Source organism: Methyloparacoccus murrellii (assembly GCF_054657115.1).
The window spans coordinates 1-1,368 of record NZ_BAAHXD010000102.1; the positions used below are offsets into that span (position 1 = coordinate 1).

Genomic DNA, 1,368 nt, shown 5'->3' on the forward strand with positions numbered 1-1,368 from the left:
GAGCTATAGTCAAATCTGGTGTATGGCTGTCTTGAATCAGGCGGCGATCTGCTGCTCTTCTGCAAACTCGGTGGGCGGTTGATCGGTGACCCGCAAGCCATCCACAAAGCGTATGCCTTGCACCACGGCGGGCAAGAGTTTGAAGCCACCCAGCTTGCGCCAGGACTGCTCCGCCGTCAGGGCCAGTTGGAAGACGAGGCCCAGCAACGTATTCCGGGACACGCAGTTTTTCGTCCGGGTCGTGCGGTGCCGGATCGTCGCGAAGCTGGACTCGATCGGGTTGGTGGTGCGGATAGGCACCCAGTGTTCGGCTGGGAAGTCGTAGAAGGCCAGCAGGGCCGCCCGGTCCTTGACCCGTTTCGCCACCGCCTTGGGATACTTGGCACCGAAGTCCCGTACGAAGCGGTCGAAGGCCTTCTCCGCGTGTGCCTTCGTTTCGGCCTTCCAAATCTCCCACAAACCGGCCTTCGCCTTGCCTTGGATGGATTGCGGCAGTTCGTTGAGGACGTTGGCCGTCTTGTGCACCCAGCAGCGCTGACCACGGGTTTCCGGCCAGGCCTCGTCCTGCGCCGCCCAGAAGCCCAGGGCGCCGTCGCCAATGGCTAGGGCCGGCGGTCGCGCCAAGCCCCGCGCCTGCAAATCCTGAAGCACAGCAAGCCAGGAGGCCTTCGATTCCCGGTAACCATCCGACAAGGCCAACAGCCGCTTCTCGCCTTGTTGATTCACCCCGATCAGGACGAGCAGACACAGGCGGTCGTCCTCGCCGCGCAGAGTCGAATAAATGCCGTCCGCCCAGACATAGACGTAATGCTCCCCGCTGAGGTCACGTTGGTTCCAGGCGGCATACTCCTCAGCCCACTCCGCCTTCAGCCGGCTCACCACCGCCGGCGACAGCCCCTTGGCTTCCGCGCCCAGCAGGACCGATAGGGCCTCCTGCATATCGCCCGTTGAGATCCCTCGCAGATAGAGCCAGGGCAGTGCCGCCTCTACGCGCTGCGCCTTGCGGACATAGGGCGGCACGATCGCCGAGTTGAATTTGATCCCGCTCTGGGAGCGATCTCGTACCTTGGGCAGCCGGACCGCCACCGGTCCTAGTCCGGTCAGAATCTCGCGCTCCGGCAGGTAGCCGTTCCTGACCACCGCCTGGCGACCCGCCAGATCGGTCACGTTGGCATACTGCTCCAGCAAGACCTGCAACTCCGTTGCCACGGCCTGCTCGATCAGGCCCCGCGCCCCTTGGCGCAACAATTCCGTCAACGCATCGTCCATGCCCCCTGGCTGTCCCCAGCTGCCTGCGTTATCGTTCTTCATGGCGTACCTCATTGAGTGTCTGAAACGTGATCTCTGCAATCTCATTTCAGCAGGTAC

The 1,368-nt window shown here is 62.9% G+C and carries 1 protein-coding gene; it reads right to left on the reverse strand.

Going from position 1 to position 1,368, the window contains the following annotated elements; genetic code table 11:
- Positions 1–36: 36 nt before the first annotated feature.
- Positions 37–1,311, reverse strand: coding sequence for an IS256 family transposase (locus tag ACYQ1H_RS15465; RefSeq protein WP_460028930.1), 1,275 nt, complete (start codon positions 1,309–1,311; stop codon positions 37–39).
- Positions 1,312–1,368 lie beyond the last annotated feature (57 nt).